This is a genomic window from Flavobacterium sp. 9AF (assembly GCF_902506265.1).
Classification (GTDB): Bacteria; Bacteroidota; Bacteroidia; order Flavobacteriales; family Flavobacteriaceae; genus Flavobacterium.
The window spans coordinates 1,484,188-1,509,157 of record NZ_LR733556.1; the positions used below are offsets into that span (position 1 = coordinate 1,484,188).

Annotated in this window: 20 protein-coding genes and 1 riboswitch; of the genes, 14 read left to right on the top strand and 6 right to left on the bottom strand. The window is 28.5% G+C overall.

Going from position 1 to position 24,970, the window contains the following annotated elements; genetic code table 11:
- Nucleotides 1-28: 28 nt before the first annotated feature.
- Nucleotides 29-3,292, bottom strand: coding sequence for a PAS domain S-box protein (locus HALO113_RS07025; protein WP_159778345.1), 3,264 nt, complete (start codon nucleotides 3,290-3,292; stop codon nucleotides 29-31).
- 429 nt (nucleotides 3,293-3,721) lie between these two features.
- Nucleotides 3,722-5,038: an adenosylhomocysteinase gene (gene ahcY, locus HALO113_RS07030; RefSeq protein WP_159778346.1), complete on the bottom strand. Its 1,317-nt coding sequence runs from the start codon at nucleotides 5,036-5,038 to the stop codon at nucleotides 3,722-3,724.
- Nucleotides 5,039-5,225: 187 nt separating this feature from the next.
- Between ahcY and HALO113_RS07035 the strand changes: the two genes are divergently transcribed.
- The 13 genes from HALO113_RS07035 (at nucleotide 5,226) to HALO113_RS07095 (ending at nucleotide 17,557) form a co-directional block, all read left to right on the top strand.
- A complete protein-coding gene (locus HALO113_RS07035) occupies nucleotides 5,226-5,846 on the top strand; it encodes a 4'-phosphopantetheinyl transferase superfamily protein (RefSeq protein ID WP_159778347.1) in 621 nt (206 codons plus the stop codon).
- 5 nt (nucleotides 5,847-5,851) lie between these two features.
- Nucleotides 5,852-6,571, top strand: a complete 720-nt coding sequence (locus HALO113_RS07040; protein ID WP_370519345.1) for a geranylgeranylglyceryl/heptaprenylglyceryl phosphate synthase — start codon at nucleotides 5,852-5,854, stop codon at nucleotides 6,569-6,571.
- A complete protein-coding gene (gene pnuC, locus HALO113_RS07045) occupies nucleotides 6,568-7,176 on the top strand; it encodes a nicotinamide riboside transporter PnuC (protein WP_159778348.1) in 609 nt (202 codons plus the stop codon). The genes HALO113_RS07040 and pnuC overlap by 4 nt, the downstream gene beginning before the upstream one ends.
- On the top strand, nucleotides 7,152-8,117 hold the full coding sequence (locus HALO113_RS07050) for a DUF4301 family protein (RefSeq protein WP_370519346.1): 966 nt from the start codon (nucleotides 7,152-7,154) through the stop codon (nucleotides 8,115-8,117). The genes pnuC and HALO113_RS07050 overlap by 25 nt, the downstream gene beginning before the upstream one ends.
- A gap of 50 nt (nucleotides 8,118-8,167) precedes the next feature.
- Nucleotides 8,168-8,671, top strand: a complete 504-nt coding sequence (locus HALO113_RS07055) for a DUF4301 family protein (protein ID WP_370519377.1) — start codon at nucleotides 8,168-8,170, stop codon at nucleotides 8,669-8,671.
- Entirely contained in the window at nucleotides 8,664-9,065 is a 402-nt protein-coding gene (arfB, locus tag HALO113_RS07060) for an alternative ribosome rescue aminoacyl-tRNA hydrolase ArfB (RefSeq protein ID WP_159778349.1), read from the top strand. The genes HALO113_RS07055 and arfB overlap by 8 nt, the downstream gene beginning before the upstream one ends.
- 105 nt (nucleotides 9,066-9,170) lie before the next feature.
- A riboswitch (TPP riboswitch) is annotated at nucleotides 9,171-9,265 on the top strand.
- A 100-nt stretch (nucleotides 9,266-9,365) separates the two neighbouring features.
- A complete protein-coding gene (locus HALO113_RS07065; RefSeq protein WP_159778350.1) occupies nucleotides 9,366-11,597 on the top strand; it encodes a TonB-dependent receptor in 2,232 nt (743 codons plus the stop codon).
- A 132-nt stretch (nucleotides 11,598-11,729) separates the two neighbouring features.
- Nucleotides 11,730-12,125 (top strand): hypothetical protein, encoded by a 396-nt coding sequence (locus HALO113_RS07070; protein WP_159778351.1) that lies wholly within the window; start codon nucleotides 11,730-11,732, stop codon nucleotides 12,123-12,125.
- 5 nt (nucleotides 12,126-12,130) lie between these two features.
- The gene (locus HALO113_RS07075) at nucleotides 12,131-12,802 is read left to right on the top strand and encodes a hypothetical protein (RefSeq protein WP_159778352.1); all 672 of its coding nucleotides are present in this window, start codon (nucleotides 12,131-12,133) and stop codon (nucleotides 12,800-12,802) included.
- A 12-nt stretch (nucleotides 12,803-12,814) separates the two neighbouring features.
- Nucleotides 12,815-14,497, top strand: coding sequence for a hypothetical protein (locus HALO113_RS07080; RefSeq protein WP_159778353.1), 1,683 nt, complete (start codon nucleotides 12,815-12,817; stop codon nucleotides 14,495-14,497).
- A gap of 52 nt (nucleotides 14,498-14,549) precedes the next feature.
- Entirely contained in the window at nucleotides 14,550-15,191 is a 642-nt protein-coding gene (locus tag HALO113_RS07085; RefSeq protein ID WP_159778354.1) for a hypothetical protein, read from the top strand.
- Between the two features lie 12 nt (nucleotides 15,192-15,203).
- On the top strand, nucleotides 15,204-16,367 hold the full coding sequence (locus tag HALO113_RS07090; protein WP_159778355.1) for a hypothetical protein: 1,164 nt from the start codon (nucleotides 15,204-15,206) through the stop codon (nucleotides 16,365-16,367).
- 83 nt (nucleotides 16,368-16,450) lie between these two features.
- Nucleotides 16,451-17,557, top strand: coding sequence for a hypothetical protein (locus tag HALO113_RS07095; protein WP_159778356.1), 1,107 nt, complete (start codon nucleotides 16,451-16,453; stop codon nucleotides 17,555-17,557).
- Between the two features lie 19 nt (nucleotides 17,558-17,576).
- On the opposite strand, the gene HALO113_RS07100 is transcribed toward HALO113_RS07095, so the two are convergent.
- The 3 genes from HALO113_RS07100 to HALO113_RS07110 are packed head-to-tail and all read right to left on the bottom strand — an operon-like array spanning nucleotide 17,577 to nucleotide 23,186.
- Entirely contained in the window at nucleotides 17,577-19,748 is a 2,172-nt protein-coding gene (locus HALO113_RS07100; RefSeq protein ID WP_159778357.1) for a hypothetical protein, read from the bottom strand.
- Between the two features lie 3 nt (nucleotides 19,749-19,751).
- Entirely contained in the window at nucleotides 19,752-20,342 is a 591-nt protein-coding gene (locus HALO113_RS07105; protein ID WP_159778358.1) for a hypothetical protein, read from the bottom strand.
- Nucleotides 20,343-20,372: 30 nt separating this feature from the next.
- Nucleotides 20,373-23,186: a leucine-rich repeat domain-containing protein gene (locus HALO113_RS07110; RefSeq protein WP_159778359.1), complete on the bottom strand. Its 2,814-nt coding sequence runs from the start codon at nucleotides 23,184-23,186 to the stop codon at nucleotides 20,373-20,375.
- A 130-nt stretch (nucleotides 23,187-23,316) separates the two neighbouring features.
- On the opposite strand from HALO113_RS07110, the gene HALO113_RS07115 reads away from it, so the two are divergent.
- On the top strand, nucleotides 23,317-24,321 hold the full coding sequence (locus HALO113_RS07115) for an ankyrin repeat domain-containing protein (protein WP_159778360.1): 1,005 nt from the start codon (nucleotides 23,317-23,319) through the stop codon (nucleotides 24,319-24,321).
- Nucleotides 24,322-24,331: 10 nt separating this feature from the next.
- Here the strand turns inward: HALO113_RS07115 and HALO113_RS07120 are convergent, their stop codons facing one another.
- Nucleotides 24,332-24,967: a response regulator transcription factor gene (locus HALO113_RS07120; protein ID WP_159778361.1), complete on the bottom strand. Its 636-nt coding sequence runs from the start codon at nucleotides 24,965-24,967 to the stop codon at nucleotides 24,332-24,334.
- Nucleotides 24,968-24,970 lie beyond the last annotated feature (3 nt).

The window sequence follows — 24,970 nt, forward strand, 5'->3', positions numbered from 1 at the left end:
ATTCATTCTTTTTGTAGAGACAAAGATACTAAACGGAAATATTATGCACGGTTTTTATCCATTTTATTATCGTTTTTTCAAAATATTCTTTATCGATTGGTTTTAGTATAAAGTCGTTCATTCCAATGTCTAAACATTTTTCTTTTTCACCTGTAATAACACCAGCGGTTAACGCAATAATAATGACATCTTTATTTACTTTACGTATTAATTCTGTAGCTTCATAACCATTCATTACAGGCATTTGTATATCCATTAAAATAATTTCTGGTTTGGCTATTTTGAATACATCTACTGCATGCAATCCATTAGAAGCTTCAGAAATAACCGCGTTTGGAAAGGCCTTAGAAACTAAGGTTTTTGTCAATAACATATTGACTTTATTATCTTCTACAATAAGGATATTAATTTTATTTTTGTCTGAACTTACCAGATTTAAATTATTCATATCCTTATCTGAAAATGGATTATTTATTTTGTTAAGATAATTATGAAGAACACCTATTTTTAAAGGTTTAATAATATTATGCACATTCTTAAAATCTTTATTAGAAATAAAATCTGAAGTGGAGTTTTGCATAATAATCAGATGCTTGTTTTCATTATCCCCTACCATTTCGATTACTTGATTAGTATATTTTTTATTTAAAAATTCATAGTCGATAAGTATGAGGTCGTATTTCTCTTCTGAAATTTCACCAAATAGTTCTTCTTTAGAAGAAATTACTTTACAAGGCAAATGTAGAGAAGTAAACATTTTTTCAATTACAATAGAAACTAATGGATTGTCTTCTAAAATAAGTGCATTCTTAAATTTATTGTTAAGTAAAATGTTTTTGTTTTCACAAGCTTCCGTTTTAAGTTCAATCTCAAAACTAAAGCAACTTCCTCTCTCTACTTCACTACTAATTTCGAGTTGGCTATTCATTAGTTTTAGTAAACTATTTGTAATGGACAACCCCAGACCTGTTCCTCCAAAATTTCTTGTTGTAGAGCTATCTTCTTGTGAGAAAGCTTCTAAAATTTTCCCTCTGTTTTCTGGTTTTATTCCAATTCCTGTATCTTTTACTTCAAAACGAATTTTAGATTTTCCTTTATTTTTTTTCTTACAGGTTATATTTAACTCAATTTGTCCTTTTAAAGTAAATTTAACAGCATTACTTAAAAGATTTTGTAAAATTTGTTTTAAACGAACCTCATCTGTCCAAATGTTACATTCTATATGTTCATCTACATTAATAATTAATTCGATATTTTTTTGATGTGCCGTAAATTTTACCATATCTACCGATTGATTGATGATGGTATGCAAGTTGGTTTTACTATTTTCGAGAATAAGTTTTCCTGCTTCAATTTTTGATAAATCTAAAATATCATTTACTACATCTAATAAAGATTCCGCGGATTGATTCACTGTTTGCAAATATTGTTTTTGCACTTCAGTAATACTTGTATTTAATAATAATTTACTAAAACCAATTATTCCATTTAACGGGGTTCTAATTTCGTGACTCATGTTAGCTAAAAACTCCGATTTAGCCTTATTAGATGTTTCTGCTAATTCTCTAGCAAGTATGGCTTCTTCTGCTTTTTTTCTTTCCGTAACATCAATTAACACACCTTCTAGATATTCTACATTTCCATTTACAGTAACGGCTTCTCCATGTTCTTCAATCCAAATAATAGAGCCATCTTTTTTAATCAATCTACTGGTTACTAAAAAAGATTTTTTATCTCTAATAGCATTACCTATTTCAATTATAGCCTTTTCTTTATCATCTGGATGATACAATTGATGCAATTTGACTTTTTCAGAAAAGAAATCTTCTTTAGAATACCCTGTTAGTTTTTCAAATTCATCATTTAAAAACACTTTGGTTCTTTTTTCATCATATTTTACTAAGTAAACACCACCTGGGATATTATTAGCTAAAAGCTTAAATTTTTCTTCACTTTCTTGAAGTCCTTTTTTATTTTTTATTCTTACAATAGAAGTTGCAATATTATTAGCTAAGGTTTCTAAAATGGTAATTTCTTCATTATTCCAAATTCTTTCTCTGTCAAAATTATCAAACCCAAGATAACCTATTAATCTATTAAAGTAAATTAACGGCACTAATAAAGCTGATTTTATTCCTCTATTTTCTAGTCTGTTTTTTAGCTTTTCATTTGTTAAGTTACCGACGATAATTTGAAAAGATTTATTCTCTTTTAAGGAATTAAACATTTCTGGATAATCAAAAGATTCTAAGGCTTGAAAATCTGGATTATTTATATTCAATTTATTTTCTTTTGCAAACCATTCAAATTTTTGGTTGACAATACTTGTTGATTCGACAAATTCGTAGAAACATACTCTATCAGCATGTATTTCTCTTGTAAAATCTCCTAAAGTATTGTCATAAATTTCATCAATATTTTCTTTTTGCAGTAACTTATTTGTGTATTTAGATAAATGTGTTAAAATATCATTCTTATAAATAATTTGTTCTTCCAGTTTTTTAGTATTCGTAATATCTCTCATTACGCAGGAAAAACCAATTAATTTATTATCTAAATCTCTTTTTATTCTAACTTTCTGAGAAAACCATACTAATTTGCCAGATTTAGCAATAACGGGTAATACATAAGCATCAAAATCATTTTGTTTATTATTTTCAGCCACATAAAACTTGAGTGCTTTTTCTTTTTCATCTGAGGTTAAAAAATGAGTAAAATGATATCCTATTATTTCTTCTTTCTTGTAACCTAAAATTCGCAATGTTGCATCATTTATAAGGGTAATTACTCCATATTTATTTGCATCATAAATAATATCTGGTGCGTTCTGAATCAAATTTTGATATTCATGTTCAGCGATAATTTTTTGAGTGATATCATGTCCTGTAGCAATAAACAAATCGTCTGAATATTTAAAATCGCTCCATTGAATGTATTTGTATTCGTTGGTCGCTGTCTTTAATTTTCTAATATGAATTGTATTAGGCTGAAATTTAAGATTGTAATCAATGTTTTCAAATTCTTTATCTTCTGTTAATTTCCAAAAATTATATCCTAGAACTTCATCTGTTCCATAACCTAAAATATCTTTAATAGAATCACTACAAAAAACAACACTACCATACTTATTGCATGCTATAGTAAGTGAATTGGATTGATTAATTATATTATTTGTAAAAACTAATTTATCATGCGTATTTAAAAAGTTTATTCTTCGATAAAAATTAATTACAGAAATTATAAAAGAAGCACTTAATAATTGAATATAAATTCCTTTATTTTCATCTTCCAATATGAGAAAACAAAGTACAAGAGAGACTATAATAATGGTATAAATAATATAATTTCTGAATTTTTTAAATACATTATAAGAGAAAAAGAGAAGTAACAAAAATTCAGAAAAATTAACAAAATTAATTTCTGAATAAGTTAAATTATTTAGAACAACGAGAGTAATTGCTATAAAGAATACTCTAAATATCCATTCTAAATTTTTCTTAATCCTTTCGATATAAGAAAATAGATACAAGAAAATAGAACAAAAACCTAATAACTGGACTTCCTCCTCTTATTCTCAAATCTCGTGACGCTTACACGTACCTTGAATATCATTTCTTTGATAAACAAGGAAATCAAATTAAATAAACTAAAAACCGCCTATCTTTAAATGGGCGGTTTTAATAAATAATCAAAATTTAACTTTTCAATTCAAAAATATAAATTAATATCTATAATATTCTGGTTTGAAAGGACCTTCTACAGCAACACCAATATATTTCGCTTGTTCTGGGCGTAAGGTTTCTAATTCTACTCCTAATTTTGCTAAGTGAAGTGCTGCTACTTTTTCATCTAAATGTTTAGGCAACATATATACTTCATTTTTATAGGCAGCGCTATTAGTCCATAATTCAATTTGCGCTAAAGTTTGATTGGTAAATGAGTTACTCATTACAAAACTTGGGTGACCTGTAGCACAACCTAAATTCACTAAACGACCTTCCGCTAAAATGATAATGTCGTTTCCATTGATAGTGTATTTATCAACTTGTGGTTTGATTTCAACTTTACTCGCTTTGTGGTTTTTGTTTAACCAAGCCATGTCAATTTCATTATCAAAATGTCCAATATTACAAACGATTGTTTTGTCTTTCATTTTTTCAAAATGAGAACCTAAAACGATGTCTTTATTACCTGTAGTTGTAATAACAATATCTGCATTTCCTACAACAGTGTCTAATTTTTTAACTTCGTAACCATCCATTGCCGCTTGTAAAGCACAAATAGGATCAATTTCAGTTACTGTTACAATCGATCCAGCACCTCTAAAAGAAGCTGCTGTTCCTTTACCTACATCTCCGTAACCACAAACCACTACTCTTTTTCCAGCAAGCATAACATCTGTAGCTCTTCTGATAGCATCTACCGCCGATTCTTTACAACCGTATTTGTTGTCAAATTTAGATTTTGTAACCGAATCGTTTACATTAATAGCAGGAATGTGTAACGTACCATTTTGCATTCTTTCGTATAAACGGTGTACACCAGTAGTCGTTTCTTCTGACAAACCTTTAATACCTTTGATTAATTCTGGATATTTATCAAAAACCATATTGGTTAAATCACCACCATCATCTAAAATCATATTTAATGGCTGACGGTCTTCACCGAAAAATAGCGTTTGTTCGATACACCAATCAAACTCTTCTTCATTTAAACCTTTCCATGCATATACTGGAATTCCAGCAGCAGCAATTGCCGCAGCAGCATGATCTTGAGTAGAGAAAATGTTACAAGATGACCAAGTAACATTAGCACCTAAAGCAACTAAGGTTTCAATCAAAACAGCAGTTTGAATAGTCATGTGAAGACATCCTGCAATACGAGCACCTTTTAAAGGCTTGCTTGCACCATATTCTTCTCTTAAAGCCATTAAACCTGGCATTTCAGCTTCTGCTAATTCAATTTCTTTTCTTCCCCATTCAGCTAGAGCAATATCTTTCACTTTATAAGGAACATAAGGGATGGTTTTTGTACTCATCTATTCGTATATTTGTAATTATAATTTCAGACCGCAAAGATACTGAATTCCTTTTTATTTTTTTAGGGATTTTAGTTTTTTTGTGAAATGTCTAACAATATAATATTTTGAAATTCAGTTTTTTAATTGAATGATTTAAACATAAAAAGAAACAAATTAACCAGTTAAATATAAAAATAAATCCTACATGTCTTTTTATAAGGAAATAGCCATTCATCCTACTGCTACTATTTATCTTTGGAAAATAGAAGAAGAATTCACTGCGCTATTTCGTCAAGTACAATTAAAAGATACTTCTTTAGCTCGTTTAGAAAGCATGAAATCGGAAAGTCATCAAAAAGGTTTTTTGGCGGTTCGAATGTTGTTGCAATACATAGGTTATACCGATTTTGATTTGTTTTACGACGAATTTGGTAAGCCACACTTAAAAGATGGGAAGCACATTTCAATCAGTCATTCTAGTGATTTTTCAGCAGTATTAATCAGCGATGCACTTATGGGAATCGATTTAGAAATTTTAAAAGATAAAATTGTAACTATTGCACCTCGTTTTATGGATATCAATCATCTAGAAAATTTAAATCATTTAGATAAAATAAAGAAAGCTACTGTGATTTGGGGAATTAAAGAATCCATTTTTAAAATTAAGAATGAAAAAGGAATTAGCTTTCCAAAGCATATTTTTGAAAAAGAGTTCTGTTTGTCGGATAAAAAAGGATTGGCTCAATTAAAATTTAATAATGTAACGGAAGAATATAGTTTTCAATTTGAATTTGTAGATAATTATGCCTTAGTTTGTGCTTTTTAAAATTAATGATGACAGCTATTTACCAAGAAATACTACATGCAAAACTGCAAAAGCGAAAACTTTTAGCGATTCTTTTAGATCCTGAAAAACTACAGGTGGCTTCAATCCAAGATGTATGTCTCAAAATAAAAGAAACTCCAGCTACTCATATTTTTGTAGGAGGAAGTACTTTTAATGGTTCTCATTTAGATGCATTAATTTTAGAATTAAAAAAACATATACACTTGCCTGTTTTACTATTTCCTGGAGATTATAAACAGATTTCTGCTCACGCAGATGGAATTCTGTTTTTAAACCTAGTATCTGGTAGAAATCCAGAATATTTAATTGAGCATCAAGTGAATGCTGTGCCTTTATTGGAAAAAACCAATTTAGAGGTTATACCTACGGCTTATTTATTAATTGAAAGTGGTGTTGTTACAGCTGTTGAAAAAGCAAGCGCAACGAAACCTTTAAATCGTGATAATATTGGTTATGTGAGTCAAACGGCAAAAGCAAGCGAATGGATGGGAAACCAATTAGTGTATCTAGAAGCAGGCAGTGGAGCAAAAAAAGCAGTACCATTAGAAATGATAAGAGAAACAGCTTCAAAAATCTCAATTCCAATAATTGTGGGTGGTGGGATTACTACTTTTGAAGGAATTCAACAAGCTTACAAAGCGGGTGCTACTCTCGTAGTTATTGGTACCGCTTTTGAAAATAATACATCTTTTTTTGAGCTATGATTGATTTTTTATTTTCTCAATATAAGGATTACTCTACCTTACAAATTATTTTAGAGGTTATTGCTGTACTATTTGGTTTAGTAAGTGTATGGTTTGCTAAAAAAAACAATATTTTAGTATATCCAACAGGCATTGTTAGTACTGTAATTTATGTTTATTTATTGTACAAATGGGAATTAATAGGGGATTTGCTTATTAATATTTATTATACTTCTATGAGTATTTATGGGTGGTGGCTTTGGTCTCAAAAAAAAGAGAATCAAGTAGAATATCCTATAGCCAAGGTTAGTAAAAAAGAAATAGGTTTGGGAATTGTTATTTTTATAATAACTGTAGTATTTGTAGTGCTAGTCTATCATTTTTTTAATAAATTTACGAGTTGGACAGCTTATGTAGATACGTTTACAACAGGTGTGTTTTTTGTAGGAATGTGGCTAATGGCCAAACGAAAAATTGAGAATTGGATATTATGGATTATTGGTGATTTAGTTTCGATTCCCTTATATTTTTCCAAAGGATATACTTTTACAAGTTTACAATATGTGGTTTTTACAGTTATAGCAATTTATGCATATAAAGAATGGAAGAGAAATTTAGTGAATTAGATTTAAAACAAATTAAAGATAAAGGAATTTCAATTGATAAATTAAAGCAACAATTTCATTTTTTTGAAAAAGGAATTCCAAAGGTTAATTTAGTGCGTTCAGCTACTAAAGATGATGGTATTTGGGTGTTAAGTGAGGAAGATAAACAGCATTTTATTGCTGTTTTTAATGATAGAAAACATCTGTTTGAAATTCAAAAATTTGTACCTGCCTCGGGGGCTGCAAGTAGAATGTTTCAGTTTTTATCAGAATTTGTGAATGAATATGATTACAGGAACGAAACAATTAATGCTTATATTAATAGAAAGAAAGGAAGCGAATTGTCTGTTTTTTTAATTGGATTGAAAAACTTTCCTTTTTACCTCGATTTAAAAGAAAAAACAACCTCTATTTACCCTGAATATTTTACTTATGATAGAGATACCAAAGATTATTTTTTAATAAAGACATTGTTATCAGAGAAACATTTTGATTATGCTAATAAACCAAAAGGAATTCTTCCATTCCATAAAAAAAATGGTAAAACTTATTCTCCAGTTGAAGAACATTTGGAAGAAGCTCTTTTTTATAAATCTGGAAATAGCAAGCCAAAAATCCATTTTACAATCTCAGAAAGTCATTTAGAAAATTTTAAAAAAATTGTTGATAATTATGAATCAATAGAAGTAAGTTTTTCTTATCAGAAAGACCATACAGATACTATTGCGGTTAATAAAGACAATACTCCTTTTAGAAAAGAAGATGGTTCTTTGATTTTTAGACCTGGTGGTCATGGCGCTTTGATAGAAAATTTAGATCAATTGGAAGCAGACATAGTATTTATTAAAAATATTGATAATGTTTCTCAAAATCATGTAAATGAAATTATTAGTTATAAAAAAATATTAGGAGGTATTCTAATTACTGTTCAAGAACAAATCTTTAACTATTTAAAGATTTAAAACATACAAATTTAATACAAGTAATAAATTTTGTAAAAGATAAATTAAATATCAATTTACCATCTGATTTTCACAAATATAAAGAATCCTACCAATCTGAAATTTTATTTACTATACTAAATAGACCCCTACGAATTTGCGGAATGGTTAAAAATGAAGGAGAGCCTGGTGGTGGGCCTTTTTGGGTCAAAAATGAGAATGGAATAATTTCTTTACAGATTATTGAAAGTAATCAAATTGATTTTTTAAACGAAAAACAGGTTGAAATTTTCAAAAAATCCACTCATTTTAATCCAGTAGATTTAGTTTGTGGAATTAAAAATTATAAAGGATTAAAATTCAATCTTTTAGAATATGTTGACGAAAATATGGGCTTTATAGTTGAGAAAACCAAAAATGGAAAACCAATAAAAGCATTTGAACTACCTGGACTTTGGAATGGTGCAATGGCCTATTGGAATACTATTTTTGTAGAAGTACCTTTAACAACATTCAATCCTGTTAAAACTGTAAATGACTTGTTAAAACCAGCACATCAATCTGAAAATGAATAAAGAAATTATACTTACAGAAGTAAAATATAAAGCAGTACGAAGCAGTGGTGCAGGTGGTCAAAATGTAAACAAAGTATCTTCTAAAGTGATACTAAGTTTTGACTTGACACATTCAAAAGGTCTAAATGAAACTGAAAAAGAAAGATTAAAAGAAAAAATAGCTTCAAAACTAACTCAAGAATTCCATTTAATATTGACTTGTGATGAAGATCGAAGTCAGCTTAAAAATAAAGAAATAGTTACCCGTAGATGTATTAAAATCCTAGAAGAAGGTTTAAAAGTAGAAAAACCAAGAAAAGAAACAAAAATCCCGAAAGTAGCAAAAGAAAAAAGATTATTAGCAAAAAAGAATACGGCTCAGATTAAAGAAAACAGAAAAAAACCTGATTTATAGATTTATGACTATAGTATTAAGAATTAAGACAAATGTCTCTAGTGAAAATTTCAAAAAAATCTTAATACTTAATATAAAAATCTTAATACTTTACCTTACATTTGCACCGTCTCAAAGGGGTGCTCTAAATAACGAGCTGAGATTATACCCATAGAACCTAGAACAGGTAATGCTGTTTAGGAATGAAAAGAGAAATTTTTTATTTTGCTTATTTTGAGTAAAATAAAACCATCTCGAGTGTATCAATTTAAATTTTAACCAAGAATAATGACCCCTTTTATTCGTATAATTTTTTTACGAATGAAAATTTTATTCAAAAGAAGTACAAAGCAAAAAGCACAAAGTACAAAGTCTTTTCTAAGTCTATCTTCTAATATAAGTCTATTGAAGACTTTTATTCTATTCTCATTTTTCTATTCTCTTTTCTCTTTCTCTCAAGAAACAGAAAAAGATTCAACAAAAATTACCCAATTGAATGAAGTGGTGCTCTCTTCGGTAAGAGCAAAAGAAAAAACCCCCATCACTTTTACCAATATTTCTAAAGAAGAAATTGCAAAGCGAAATTTAGGGCAAGACATTCCGGTTTTATTAAATTACCAACCTTCAGTAGTAACTACAACCGATGCGGGTAATGGTGTAGGTTATACTTATATGAGAGTGAGAGGCTCAGATGGGTCTCGAATAAATGTGACTCTAAATGGTGTTCCTTTTAATGATAGTGAAAGTCATGGTACTTTCTTTGTAAATCTACCTGACTTTGCTTCTTCCATACAAAGTGCTCAGTTGCAAAGAGGTGTTGGAACATCAACAAATGGAGCAGGTGCTTTTGGAGCAAGTTTAAATATGGAAACCAAATCGCATCAAGAAAAAGCGCATGCCGAAATTGCGAATTCAGCAGGTAGTTTTGGTACTCGAAAACATACGCTTTCTTTTGGTAGTGGTTTGCATAATAACTTCGAAATTAACGGACGTTTGTCTCAAATTGCTTCTGATGGTTATATCGACAGAGCTTCTACAAATATGTTTGGTTATTTCTTTAATGCCAATTATGTAAAAGAAAATACCATTATAAAGTTGATTGCTTTTGGTGGAAAAGAAAAAACCTATCAAGCTTGGTATGGTTTAGAAGACGAAGAAATGTTAAAGAATAATCCTACCTATAATATTGCAGGAATGTATTATGATGAAAACGGGAATGTACAATTTTATGATAATGAAACCGATAACTATTGGCAAAATCATTTTCAATTGCATTGGTCCGAAAAATGGAATTCAAAATGGAGTTCTAATGTTTCTTTACATTATACAGCAGGAAAAGGTTTCTTTGAGCAATACAAAGAAGATGAAGATCTTACTGCATATAATTTACCAGATTTTAATGGGAACGTTATTTCAGATTTAGTAAGACGCAGATGGTTGGATAATGATTTTTTTGGAGCTACCTTTTTCTTAAACTATAACAGTCAAAAAACAGATTTCCAAATTGGAGGAGCGGCTAATAGATATTTAGGGAAACACTATGGTGAAGTTATAAAAACGCAATACTATATTCCAAATGCAAATCGATATTATGATAACTTTGGAAATAAAGATGATGTAAATGTTTATAGCAAAATAAGTCAGGAAATTATAGATAAAGTAAATGTTTTTGCCGATTTACAATATCGAATGGTGTTTTATCAAGCAGACAGTTTTAAATTTAATGATGTAAATGACACGTTTCGTTTCTTTAACCCAAAAGTGGGGTTAAATTATCAATTCAATGCGAATAACATGTTCTATGGATACTTTGGTATCGCTAACAAAGAACCTCGAAGAGATGATTATGAAAATGAAAACGCAAAACCAAAATCGGAACGTTTAAATGATTTTGAGTTGGGTTGGAAATACGCTTCTAAGAAAATAAAAGTGAATACCAATCTTTTTTACATGAAGTATAAGAACCAATTGGTTTTAACGGGAGCTTTAAATGATGTAGGTGCACCTGTATTTACAAATAGTGGTAAAAGCTATCGTTATGGAATTGAAATCGATGCCCAAATTCAACTAGTTGAAGGCTTGTTTTTTCAGCCGAATGTGACTTTAAGTCAAAATAAAAACCAAGATTTCTTTTTTCAAAGAGATGGTGAATTACAAAATTTAGGAGATACCAATATTGCGTATTCTCCAAATATTATCGCTGGAGGAAACATCACATATTTACCTTTGAAAGGGTTGCAAATTTCACTATTGTCTAAATACGTTGGAAAACAATACATGGGTAATATTGATGCTGAAAAATCGGAATTAGAAGCTTATTTTGTTAATGATTTGAATGTAAATTATGAATGGAAAATTAATAAAGGAATTCAATCGATTGTTTTTTCTGGTTTAGTTAATAACATCTTCGATGTAAAATATATTTCGAATGGTTATTTTTATACCTATGATGATAATCTTTCAAATCCACCAGCGATTACAACTATTGAAGGAGCAGGTTATTATCCACAAGCAGGCATTAATTTTTTAGCAGGAATGACTGTGAAATTTTAGGCAAAATAAAAAATAATTTATAGAAGCTAGTTAATAATTAACTAGCTTTTTTGTTTTTTGAAAATCACTATTTATAATGATTTTCTGAACGATAATTGAACCTAGTTTTGTTTGAAATTAAAAATTAAAATTATGGGACTAGCAGAAAAACGTTTAGCAGAACAAATTAAAACAGATTCATTACCAAGATTTGAATCTGATCTTCAAGAAATAACAGGATATTCGGTTAAAGTAGACATAGACTGGAATACTTTTACAGCATTTGATTCTTATCCTTTAAGTCGATTAGAAAATTATGTTTTTAGTGATGTAAAAGACGCTATAAAAAAGATTTGTCAAGACGAGATGGGCAAAGAAGCTTTGAAAGAAAAGTTAACAGCTATTCATATCACTAACACAGATAAAGATGAAGAATTCAAAATGGAATTGAAAGATTCAACTTTGTTTCTTACTGAACGATTATATGGTGACACCTTTAGTAACCACATGGGCAATATGATAGTAGATTATATTGAGCCACAATTGTAATGGAATTGTCATTAATAAAAGAATTGCCAGCTATTTCTATTTCAGATATATGCAAGCAATTGACTAATTTTTCAAAGACAACAGTTGATAGCTCCGGTCTACCCAGTCTGGAGCTGTTATTACATAATGGAACATTCATTATTGGAAAAATTGTAGATTTTCAAGAAAATTCTGGTAAACAATATATTTGGATTGAAAATAATATAGATTTTCCCGAAAAAACAAGTGTGCTCTTTTTAGAGGTTAATCAAATTATAGGAATTAACATTGTAGATTTTGAGTCTTATCTTAGATATAAAGAATTAAGTAAACCTGCTGAAATTATTGGTGCTTTGGAATTAAAAAGAACAAAGAAAAGTACAGAGGAACTGATTGAAGATCTTTTGGGTAAAACGATAACGATAAATCTTGATATAGATAATTTAATGGAAGAAGAACGTGCTGTAATTTATAAAGGACTTCATTTAATAACAACTGTCTTTCAACAGATTTTAAGTGAAGAAATCAATAAGTTAATTATTAGTCAAAATTTAAGCACCATAGACCTCACAATTTCAGATTCTTTAGAAGTAACTCTAAATAAAGAGCTACTTTCTATTTCATTGCAAAATAAAACTTTTGAAACAACTGTAAATCAAATTAAAATATTAAAAGAAAAAATAGAAAGTATCTTTTAGTTATATAAAAACATGAAGTATAAGTTAATAATAGAAAGAGAAGGCATAAATCAAGTAAAAGTATTTGAAAAACAAAAAGAGGGCTTTTATGCTAATAATTGGAATTTCCCTTTAAAAGGTGATGACGAACCTATTATTTTAAGTGAATTTTATAATGAAAATCAATTTGTAATTATAAATTGGAAAGGTTGGATACGCTTATTTGATGCCAATTCGAAAACAGTATTATTAGACTATAATTTAAATGGAAATATCGATGCAAAAGCTGTTTTTTCGATTGATAATTCAAAAGTTTATATTGCTTTAAACGATAAAGAATACAAAACATTTTTAGCTACCCTATGTTTAGCTACTCATAAAATTCAATTGCAAGAGTTAGGAAATTTTTTTAGTTCCTATTTGCAAATAAGAAATGATGGTTGTTTGCTTTTCTATAAACAAGATTGGAAATTTGAAAATAATAAAAAAATATATAGTCACGGTTTTACGGTTTATGATCCCTTAACTCAAAAAGAAAGCTATTATAATTTACCTCATGTTCCTCATTCTTCTTACGATATCGTTAAACCTTTTATCGGTACTCAAAAAAACATAGGCATAATGCCTTTCTATGGAAATGTAGCAGTTAAAAAAGGAGTGAATAAAAGTACTCTATTTGAATATAAAATAATACTTTTCGATTTACATTCTTTTGAAATAGAGCTCTTAAACGTAAGAGATTTTGAAGAAAGCCAATTAGGATGTTTTGATTATAATTCTAAAGAATTAGCGAATCAATTTTTAAATCCGAAAGACGATGAAGAATATCAAGAAGCTTTAACCGAATTTTGTGACAATCTAAATGCTGTATTGTTTTTAAATGATGGTTTTTGGTTGTGCTGGAGAAGTGGTATTATGAGAAAAGTATATGAAGACAAAACGCTTTCCCCTTTATTAGTAACATCTTCAATGTCCAATATGTCTATTGTAGGTATGCACGAGTTTACTACATTTCATTCTTATTTACATAAAATAGAAGATAAAAAAGTAGTCCTTTATGAACATTCAGATTATCATATTTTTGATCTTCCAGAGATTGCAAATGTAAAAAGTGAAGTATCAATACCTATCCAATTAAAAAAAGTTACGATAGAAGAAATTGAAGAACTAAGTTATAGTAAAGAAAAAAGTAAAGAAATTGCTAATCTTGGAAAAATAATAATTCAAGCAGATGACTTATTTGATGAGGAAAATCTTATTTACATCTTAAAACAAATTGAAAGTAAGGTTGCTAATATAGCAGAATTAGGAATGGGAACTAAACTCGTTTTCCATATTGAAGATAAAAAAGGTAAGATTTTAAAAGAACAAGATTTCTTTGAAAAGGTAATAATACTAAAAAATGCACCTAAAACAGTTCAATCAATAATAGAAAAATTTTGTCAATATCCTAAAGCCAAGTATGTTTATAGAAATGACGAACAAACAGCGCTCTGTTTTGCCGTTTTAGAATTAGCAAAACAAGGAGAAGCCTATTTAGAAACCGTATTATTTTATTTAACCACAATCGATTTAGATCATGATGTTTTTAATAGAGAAAACTTAATTCCTTATCTAGATGAAAAATATCCTAGAGATTTTTTATTAAAAAAGGTAAAATCTGTTTCAGAAGATTTATTAGAATGGTTAGAATATTACTGGGATGAAATGGATTAATGATTATTTAATGGTTGATATAAGCGTTCTATGAAATACAAATTAGAGAAATATGAATCAATCTAATTATACAATTGAAAAAGTATTTAAAAATGCTATAAATCAAATAAATGAATTTACAAAACATCATAAAGAAGAGCATTTTTATGCCTTTGCGATAGATAGTGGTATGTTATGTTTAAGTAGCGAAGAAGGATTTCAAAAAATTGTTGAACAATATAGTAAAGATTGGTTAGAATCAAATAAAAAGGCAAAATCAAGAGAACATCTACTAGATGATGAAATTGAAATTATAAAAGACGAATATGAATTTTGTAAAAAAAGTACCATTGGTAAAAATCAATTAGATAGTAATAAAATTACTAACCTAGAGGAGTATATTGAATATTGGCTAAAAATTGAAAATAAAGTAAGAGAACGTAATCTAAGAAAAGGAAATCCATATATTAATGAAGAGCGTATTGAAGCAATAAAATATAATACAGGAAATTGGCCTTATCAAGGTTTTGGAAATTTGAATTTTGAAAGTGATGAAACCTCTTATGAAACAAAAGAAAAAACTTTTAATTATCAATCCTATAGAGAATTTACAGATAAACTTCTTGACCTTTTTGATAAAAATAAAGATATGGCTTTTTCACAGCTAAAACGAACACCTGATTTTAAAATAATTAAAACGAGGCATATTTATTAATACTTTAATAGGATGAAAAAAAATATTTTAGAAATTGAAAATGAAGTAAAGAAATATAGTTCTCAAAATAAAGGAAAATACAATCTTATTTTTGAAAAGATTAGATCCTATAAATCTTCTGATTATACTGAAGATTATTATGAGTTCCAATCTTATATGCGTGGAATAACTAACAGCTATTTTGAGCAAATGATTCATGAATATAATGAATCTAAAAATATCGAGTTAAAGAAGGATTGTATTGCTATTGCTGATTATTTCTTAGATAGAAGGTATGATGTTTTGATTCGTTTAGATGACGAGGAAGCCTTTGAAATTGTTTTGCAATACGCAGAAGACTTTTTAAAAGGAGAAACTTTTTTATTTGATCAACAAAAATATGTTAATGGTCAGTCTTTATTGGCATTAGCACAAGCCTATTATAACCCAAAATTCAAAGAGCGTGTTGTCGCTTTCTTTATAAATGCATTTGAAGTTGCCAAAAAATATGCTAAAGATAAAGATAAATATGGACTAAGTAGGACTAGAGAAGAGCCTGATGGTACAACTCTTTTAGAACTAGTTTCTGCCATTTCATCTTTAAACCATAAGGATAGAAATCAATTTTCTGATTTAGTTTTTGAAATCTATTCATTTAGTTGTAAAGAAGAAAGAACTTATGAAATGAATCAAGCATCAGGTTTTATAGCGCTTTTATTGCCTTTTTATAAAGCTTCATTTGATATGAAAATTATTGATGAAGCAATAAACGTAACAGGAAAGTTTTATAAAGAAAATACTTTTGTACATCAAACACTATATACAAAATGGATTTTAGAAAAAAATGCAGCAGAAGCATTGGATTATTATTTGAATAAAGAAAATGAAAAATGGCCAAATTTTGCAATAATGGCATTAACCGATCTCTCTTGTAAAGAAGCTTTACCATATTTTATAGAAAAGCAAAAGGAAACAAAAGATCCACTACTTTGGGAAATCTATGAAGAAGCTATACAAAGATTAAAAAACAACTACAAACCTTTACAAGTTGAAGACAGAATGATTCTATTAAATGGAAATGTAACCCCAACGCAACGTGCATTAGGTGCAGAATCGAATAATGTTTTTGTACAACGAGTAAAAAAGAAAATCAGTTATGATGATACTGTTTATGAAACCGATGATGATTCCAATTGAACTCTAGAAGATGAAACTAAATGAAAACCAACGGGCTACTTTTAATACTATTCTTAACAACAATATATTCTCAAAATAAAAATATGGAAAATTATCAATACGATAGAGAATTACTAAATGAAAAAGGTCAACGACATGGTACACTAGTATCGACAAGTTATTTGTTTGATGGTTTGGCTTACAGTCATATTTATGAAAATGGTGTCTTGATGCAAACAACCGATTCTCGTTTTCAGATTGGGAATGAAAAAGAATTAGTAGGCAAGTATAAAGAGGGTATGCCATTTGAAGGTTATTTCGTTTCTGAAAATGAGCTTGAAATTCCAGAAATAACCTATTATGAAAAAGGAGTTTTTCAAACAAAATATACGACTACAATAATGGCATTAATGGAAGTAGAAATGACAGGAATAAAGCCAAAAATGATTAAATCTACTTATAAAGACCAAAAACTTTGGCAAGGAATACATCATAAAGGTTTTAAAATGGATGGTTCAAGTCTTCTAGCAACCGAATACTATGAAAACGGAGTAATTACAAATGTTGATCTTTGGATCTTAGCCATGCATTATGCCGAACTTATAAAAATTAAGTTTTTACCCAATGGTTACGAAATTTATAGTGAAGGTAAAGATGACCCTGAAGGTGATCCAGAAACAGATACAAGACCTGCGAGTATTGCAGTACAATTTACTGATACAAATAATGATAATGGAAACGTAAGTTTTAGTATAGCTAATAAATTGGTAGCAAAGTATCAATTTAGTAAGCAAGATCTTTTAAGTAAAATAGATTGGGTTCAAAAAATGATAATTTATTCTTTATCAGAAGATGATACTATTTTACTAACTAACAAATTTAATTTTGAAGGCGATGATAAATTCGAGAAAGAATATCCCTATTCCAATAAAAATATGATGCTTGGGTTTTATACCAACTTAATCTATAAACCCATTCCTATCTTTACTCCTAAAAAGGATAATGATTATTTGAAAATTTTTGATTTTAAAGAAGAAACGATTGAAAATACTTTTTTAATTATCAATGAAGAAGGAAAACCATTTATGGGCACTTTTATTGAAAAAGAGACAGTCACTTATAAGCTTTCCAAATATGAAAATTATAAAGTTGTAGAAACAAAAGATCAATTATCATTTGAAGATATTAAAAGAATATGGTTTGTTGAATAACTATTTTCCAACGAAATAGTTACTCAACTTCTTTAGTATATTGATTTTTGTTTATAAAAAAATCAATATACTCTTTTGGCATTACGTTATCTGGCAATTCGGCATCTGGATCCAAAGCAAAAATTTCTTTTTCTATTTTCACCATTTTATAAAAGATTTTATGATAGTGTGCTATAATATTTTTTGTCGCATTTTCATCAGATTCTGAACGATACATCACTGCGAGCCGACCTAGTTGTGTTTCTAAAAAATCTACTTCATTAATTTTACCCTTGTTCATTAAAATCTCTTGAACTATCTTTGAATTATCGCCTTTTTCTTGTGCTTCTTTAGCAAATGAAATAGCTTTTTTTCTATTTTTTAATTTGTAATGAATTTCAGCTTTATTAGCCACATAAATTGCCATTTCAGGAACTAATCGATTGGCTTTTTCAAAATAGGGCAATGATGCCTTGTATTCTAAATCATCATCAAGCATGCAGCCATAGCAGTTGTAAATGTGAGCCAAAGCGCTAGAATCATGAGATGTTTTTTGAATAAAATAGGCTTCTTTATCGTAACAAACTTTTTTGCCATGAAGGTAGAATAGTAATCGCACTTTGTAGAAATAAAGCATGCTTTCAGTTGGGTTTTCTGCAATAGCTTTATTGCATAATTCTTCTGCTTTAGAATATTCCTTTTTTTGCATTAATTCATAAATATCTTTATAAATGCTATTTCTCTCAAATGATTTTTTCTTTTCTTTAATCTTATTTTGAATTTCAAGAAGAGTCTCCTTAAATATGTCTTTTTGCCAAAAGTCAAATTCGATAGATTGGTCTTCAATTTTTAGAGTTAAAGCAATTGTCCCATCTTCAATATTTACGGTCAACAAGAGTTCAAAAGTAGAACTCTTGTTTTTGCATATAATCTCGTATAATTTTTCAGTATCTATCGCTATTTCTAGCCATTTTGTTCTATCAAAAGCATCACAATAGAAGAGCATTTCTTTTGGTAAACTATTTTGAAAGATGTAATGCTCTGTTTTTGCAGCATCAAATCTATTTCGCAACGATTCATTATTATTACAATCATAAATACATACTAAATGATTGTGTGATAAATCTAAGTGTAATGTCCAATTAAAAAGTGTTTCTTTTATTTTTTCTCTTATCTGTATTCTTTCTCGGGTTTGATTGTCTAGAAGTAATGTAGAAAAAGCTTCTTTTTTTTCAGAAGAAGTCATTATTTCATAATATTCATTATTGTTTTCCGTTTTTTCAAAGTTTGTTTTCAACTTCTTTTGCAATAGTAATTTTGTACCCGAAAAAATTTTAATTTCTCCTTTTTCATGAAAATTAATAGACAAAGGGTTTGTTGTTTTACCTCTAAGTATTTTGGATTTATTTAACGGATATCTGTTTTGCTCAAAAATGAGTTGCTTATAAGGAAAAACAATTTCATCTTGATAATATAGGTCTTCAGAAATAGAATAATAGGCAATCCTTACTAAACTTGTATTTACAGGAACAGACATTCTTTCGTTAAAAGCTGGAGAATAAAGTATTCTATTTCTTTCAGTAATATTTAGAGATGCTAGTGTTTTTTGAGACTCAAATTCTCTACCTTTTTTAAAAGTACACTTTGCTATTCTTTTTTTAGTACAATTAATAAAATGGATTTCATCTATTTTAATTAAAAATTCTGGATCAAATTTAATGTGCAACGAAATTTCAGTATAATTCAATGCTTGAGAATACACCAAATAATAGTATTTCGTATATCTAAACACATAATAAAAAATTGGTAATCCAAACATAATAGAAGCCCAAATATAAAAGACTGTATGATTAAAAACAGCTGTCTTTTGATACTGGACTATTAAATAGACACCTACATTAGCGATAGTTAGTATGGAAAGGATAGCTAAATAACTAGGTAATAAAGACAATAAGACTAAGAATCCAGGCATACCTGTAGAGCGGCCATAATTATTCCCGTTAGGTGTAGCTCTTTTTAAACCATGATATATAGCGTTAATAAAGAGTACTCCTACTCCAATAAACAAACAAGTAAATGTAAATCCTAAAAATAACAAGCTAAAATAGGCTAGTATCATACTCACTAGAATAGGCGCAATAGGAAAGACAAGAAATTCCGATAAATTGAAGTAAGGAGCTTCAACTTTTATATACTGCTTATAAGTATTCATATATTAGAATATTTCAATTACTGAATTTTCATCATCAGAACAAGGCTTTTGAGTTGGCAAATATGAAGTTTCCAATTTTGAAATTACTTCTCCCGTTTTTTTATTTAAAGTATAAATCCCAAAAGAATATGCATTAGTGCGTTCTATATGATATTCATTTTCTGTTTCAGTTATGGTATGTATAAAATCAGGATTAAAAGTACCAAAATGCTTTTTCACAAATGCGATTGCTTTTAAATCATATACTGAAGGTTTGTAAAGTTGACCTAACAATGAACTAACGTAAGAAACACTTTGCTTTGTAACTAGATTTACAGTAATCTCAAAGATAGCACTTTCTTTTTTCGATGAAATAAACCTTACAATTCTTTCAAATTTGACAATTACTTCTTTCGAGTTTTTATAAGCACTAATTTTATAATCAGCTTTATTTATTTTAAAAGTTGGATTTTTTTCTTTTGCCAAGTTAAAAACAAGTTCAACTAATTCTGATTTATTTTTTATTTCCAATTCTTTTAGCGTGAAATTCATCGTTTTTTGTGCATAACTTAAAAGCATAATAAGGATAAATGTATAGGATAGTCGGTTTTTCATAAAAAAATTTCGTACTGAATTATAAATGATTTACTCTTCCTCAATAGCTTTTAAAAAATCCTCATCTTTCCAGTATTTTTTAAAATCGGTATCGTCTAAGAATTGTTGTTTTGTTTTTCCTAAACGAATGGATTCTTTTATGTATAGTAACATTTCTTCTTTTCTATCAAAATGAGCATAACCACAAGCGAGATTGAATGCTAGCAAAACTTGTGTAATTTCTTCTAGTTTTCCTATTTCTTTTAGAAGCAGATTAAAATAAGTTTCATCATTCAATTTGATTGCCGCAATTACGTTCAAATACAAAATATCTTCATCGAGATAATTTTTAATTCTTGGAGATAAAGTATAAAATAATGTACGACACCTTTCATTTTCGCCATTATTAACTAAGTAATAGATGTCATAATATAAATTGTCGTATGAAAATTGGTTTTCCGAGCGATCGAAAATTGCTGTTATTTTTTCTAAAACCCAATCAGAATTGTTTTTGTCTTGATGATTTGATAATCTGTTAAAATAGAAAGAAAGTAAATTTCTGATTTCTCCAGAATATATCTTACTCCTTTCCTCTTTACAAATGGTTATCGCATAGTTTCTATAAATTTGTAAATCTTCAAATGTATAATTTTCATTTCTATTTAAATGTAGTAGTAACAATCGTATAACTTCAGAAATAAGATCGATTGTCTTTTCAGAATTGTTTTCAGCAAGCCAATTGTCAAAATATAAAATTATTTTTTCAGGATTTGTTTTATGAAATTTTGATTCTAAAATTTGTGCCATATAAGAGGCTTCTTCTTTGTTTCTTAAATAAGAAACACATTGAGTTATCCACTTTTCATCGAGCGTATTTTTTTGTATTGCTTTTACAACATTATAAAGGTATTCGTCTTCTAATTTCTTCGAAATTCCATTACCTAACATCGCAATTATTTTTGGAAGATTTTCAGTATTTAGATTCTCTAAATCAGAAATTAAGGCTTCTTGTAGTTTGTTTTTTTCTTTTGTTTCAGTAAGGAATGTATTCAATTCAGGTAAAGCCACAGCTTGAATTTGGGTTAAAATAGTATCAAAATATTCTTTCCCAAAGTAAGTTCGTGCTTCTTCTTCATACTTAAAGAATACTTTCAGTAATTTTTTCTGTAAATCCACATCAGTAGTATTTTCGAAAGCTGGAATAAATAATTCTTCCATTTGATCACCACCTTCACTATTTAATAGGTCAGTAGATGCTTTTTTAAGGAGTTGGTACAATGCTTCTGAAGTAAATTGAGGGAAAAAATTATCTATTAACTGATCCTGAACTGTGTATCCCCAATAGCGATGTCCTGCATCATAATATTCACATGCCTTGTAGAATTGTTTAACAATCTTTTTTTGAGTGGTACAATTTTTTCTTGAAATAATTTCTTCCAAAACTAGCAAAGTTGCATTATAATTATCGTATACCGATTTAAAAGCCATCTTAAAAAGCGCAATTAATGTTGCGTCAGAAAGATTATTGATATGCCTTTGAATGGCTTGATCTAGTAGTTCAATTTCGGTAATTTCTTCTCCTTTGACTTTTAGGTTAAAATAACTCGCAAGTGGATTTTCTTTGTTATTATAATTGAGCTTTATATGTTTTGATAGTTGTAAAATAGCTTCCTCAAATTTTAAAATGTCTTTTAATTCTAATTGCTTTTTAATTAAATCAATAGATGGAAGAGTTTTAAATCGATTTCTTTTTTCCCAGTTTCTTAAAATTTTATAATCTGCTTCTAATTCTTTAAGTGTTGGATGATTGTAAATAGGGTTAAAGTCGTTAATATAGCGGCAATTTTCGATATCTAAAGTTTCTAAAAAATTTAAAGTAGCAATTACTTCAATGGATTTCATATAATTTGAAGAAAGATCTAGTTTTTTTAAATGTAAATCTTTTAACCCTTCCAAGTCTTTTAATTCATAAGAGGTTGATAAGTTTAAATCTTCTAAACAAGAAAAGCTAGAAAAAGCATCACAATTTTTTAAAGTTGAATATCGTAAACTAAGTTTTTTTAATTTTTTAAGAGAAGTGATAGGAGTAATATCAAAAACACCACAGGAATTCAAACTTAATTCTTCTAAATGCTCAAATGTTCCAATAATTTCAGGAATTGGTTTTAAATACTTGGACTCTTGTTTATCTCCATGATTTAAAGAGTTGTCTAGATTGAGTTTTTTTAATTTTTTTAAATTACCAAAACTATTGGGTAATTTTATTAAGGAGTTACTAATTTCTAAAACTTCTAAATTTTCTAATTGTGTAATAACCTCAGGAAAAGATTGTAAGTCAAGACCTCTTAAATTCAATTCTTTAAGTCCTTTTAAATTGGATATAGAATTAGGTATATTGCGCAATCCACACTCAACTAAATTTATAGATTCTAATGAAATAAGAGTCTCTATTTCATTAGGTAATGTTTGTTTTTTTAAGAAGTTACCCCAAATTTTAATCTTTTTCAAATTAGGAAAACAAGTAATTATTTGTTTAGTTTCTGTTTCTACGTTTCTTACACTTACATATAGTTCTTCTATCTGAGGCATTGGCTTCATTTTTGTAAAATCGCAATTTCCCCATAGACATAAATCTTGAATATGGATAAGTTGTTCTAAATTATTTGGAGTTTCAAATAGATTTTCTTTAGATAGACCATGAAAACTTAATTTTTTAATATTAGGGTATTCATTTATGATTAAAGGCAATTCTATTTTTTGATTGTAATTATCAAAACGAATGGCAGTGATATTTTCAGGATGATTTATTTCAGAAAAGGTAAACTGATTTTCTGCTAAGTCGATTCTTATTTCTGTTGTGTTCATAATATACTTGTTTAGATACAAAAATAAGTGCTCTAAAAATGTAGACTTTCACTATTTATAGTGATTTTAAATTTTTTGAACGATAGTATCTTTACAGAAGTTGTAAAATGGAAATTTAATTTTTTTTAAGATGAATAAAAACGACGAATTATCAATTGAGCTTTTTAATTTATTAGATACTTATAAATACACTCTTGATTTAGTTGAAAAGGCCGTTGAATTAGTGAAAAAAGGAGCCGATGTAAATTATAAGCAAAAAGAGTATCCGTATGAGACAAGTTTATATAGGTGTTTGTCTTCCGGTAAAAATGAATATAAACTAAATATGGTTGAACTTTTGATAGCAAACGGAGCTGATGTTAACTTAGTAGCTGATATTTTTTCTCCATTAAGTCAGGCTGTAACGAAAAGTGATGTTGAGATTATTCAACTTTTACTAAAAAATGGAGCAAATGACTTTAGTTATTCTTTAAAAAATGCAATTGAACAAGATAAAATTGAAATAGTACAATTGTTAATTAATTATGGTGCAAAATGTAATTGTTTTGAAGACTATAATTGTTCATTCTTGGAATTTTGCAATGAACCATTTAGAGTTAAAAAAGAGGATTACCATTATGAAAAGACACCAGGATTAGCAATAGCAGAATTGTTAATTAAAAACGGTGCAAATCCTAATGGAGTTGAAAATGCCTCATCGAGTCCTATATCAGAAGCGATAAGGCATGATTTTATTGAATTAGTAAATTTATTACTACAAAACGGAGCAGATTTTACAGATGAATTGATTTTTTGTTGCAACACAGTAGAAATGACCAACTTCTTATTGGAAAAAGACATATTTGATAATACGTTTTGTAAAAACCATATAGGGCAAAATGTACTTATCTATAATGTAATGCAATCCAATTATGAATTAGTGCACTATTGGATAAATTCTGGAATTGATTTGTATGATTTTGACAAACAGGGTTTTACTGCTTTTCATTATTTGATTATGAAAGAAAACAGGGATGTTTTTGAACATTTTTTACCGTATTTCGATATTAAGAAATGTAATACAATACAACCCATCTTAGATTTAATCGACCATAAAAAAATGAAAGCACAAATAGAAGAAATGTTAATTGATTGAAAAACAAAGACTAATCTAATAAGCCAAGTTCAATAGCAAACTTTACTAAACCTGCTGTATTCTTTACATTGAGTTTAGATAATAAATTTCTTTTGTGCGTATTTACCGTATTCAAGCTGATAAAGGTTTTTTCAGCAATTTCAGCAGCCGTTAATTGTTTGGCAATTAGCACCAGAATTTCTTTTTCTCGATTGCTTAATTCGGTGGTTGATGAAAGATTTTTTTTCAGGTTGGTTTCATATTCTTTATGAATAGCAGCGACTTCTTTAGAAAAATAATGTTCTCCTGATTGTACTTTTTTAATAGCATATAAAAGTTCATCTTTTTCTGCATTTTTTAAAAGATAACCATCTACGCCTAAACGATTTAACTTAGCGATAATGTGTGCGTTGCTGTGTGTAGTTAGAATGATAATCTTTAAATCGGGATAATTTTTTTTAAGAATTTTTGTTGCATCAACACCATCCATTTCGGGCATACTAATGTCTAATAAGAGTACATCGGCTGTATTCTCTTCGAGTAATTTTAGCAGTTCTTTTCCATTGGAAGCTTTTCCTGTTACAGTAATTTCAGGAACGTTTCTTAATAAAGAAATCAATCCTTCTAGAAACATAGTGTGGTCGTCGGCTATGATAATGTTTGTCATGTT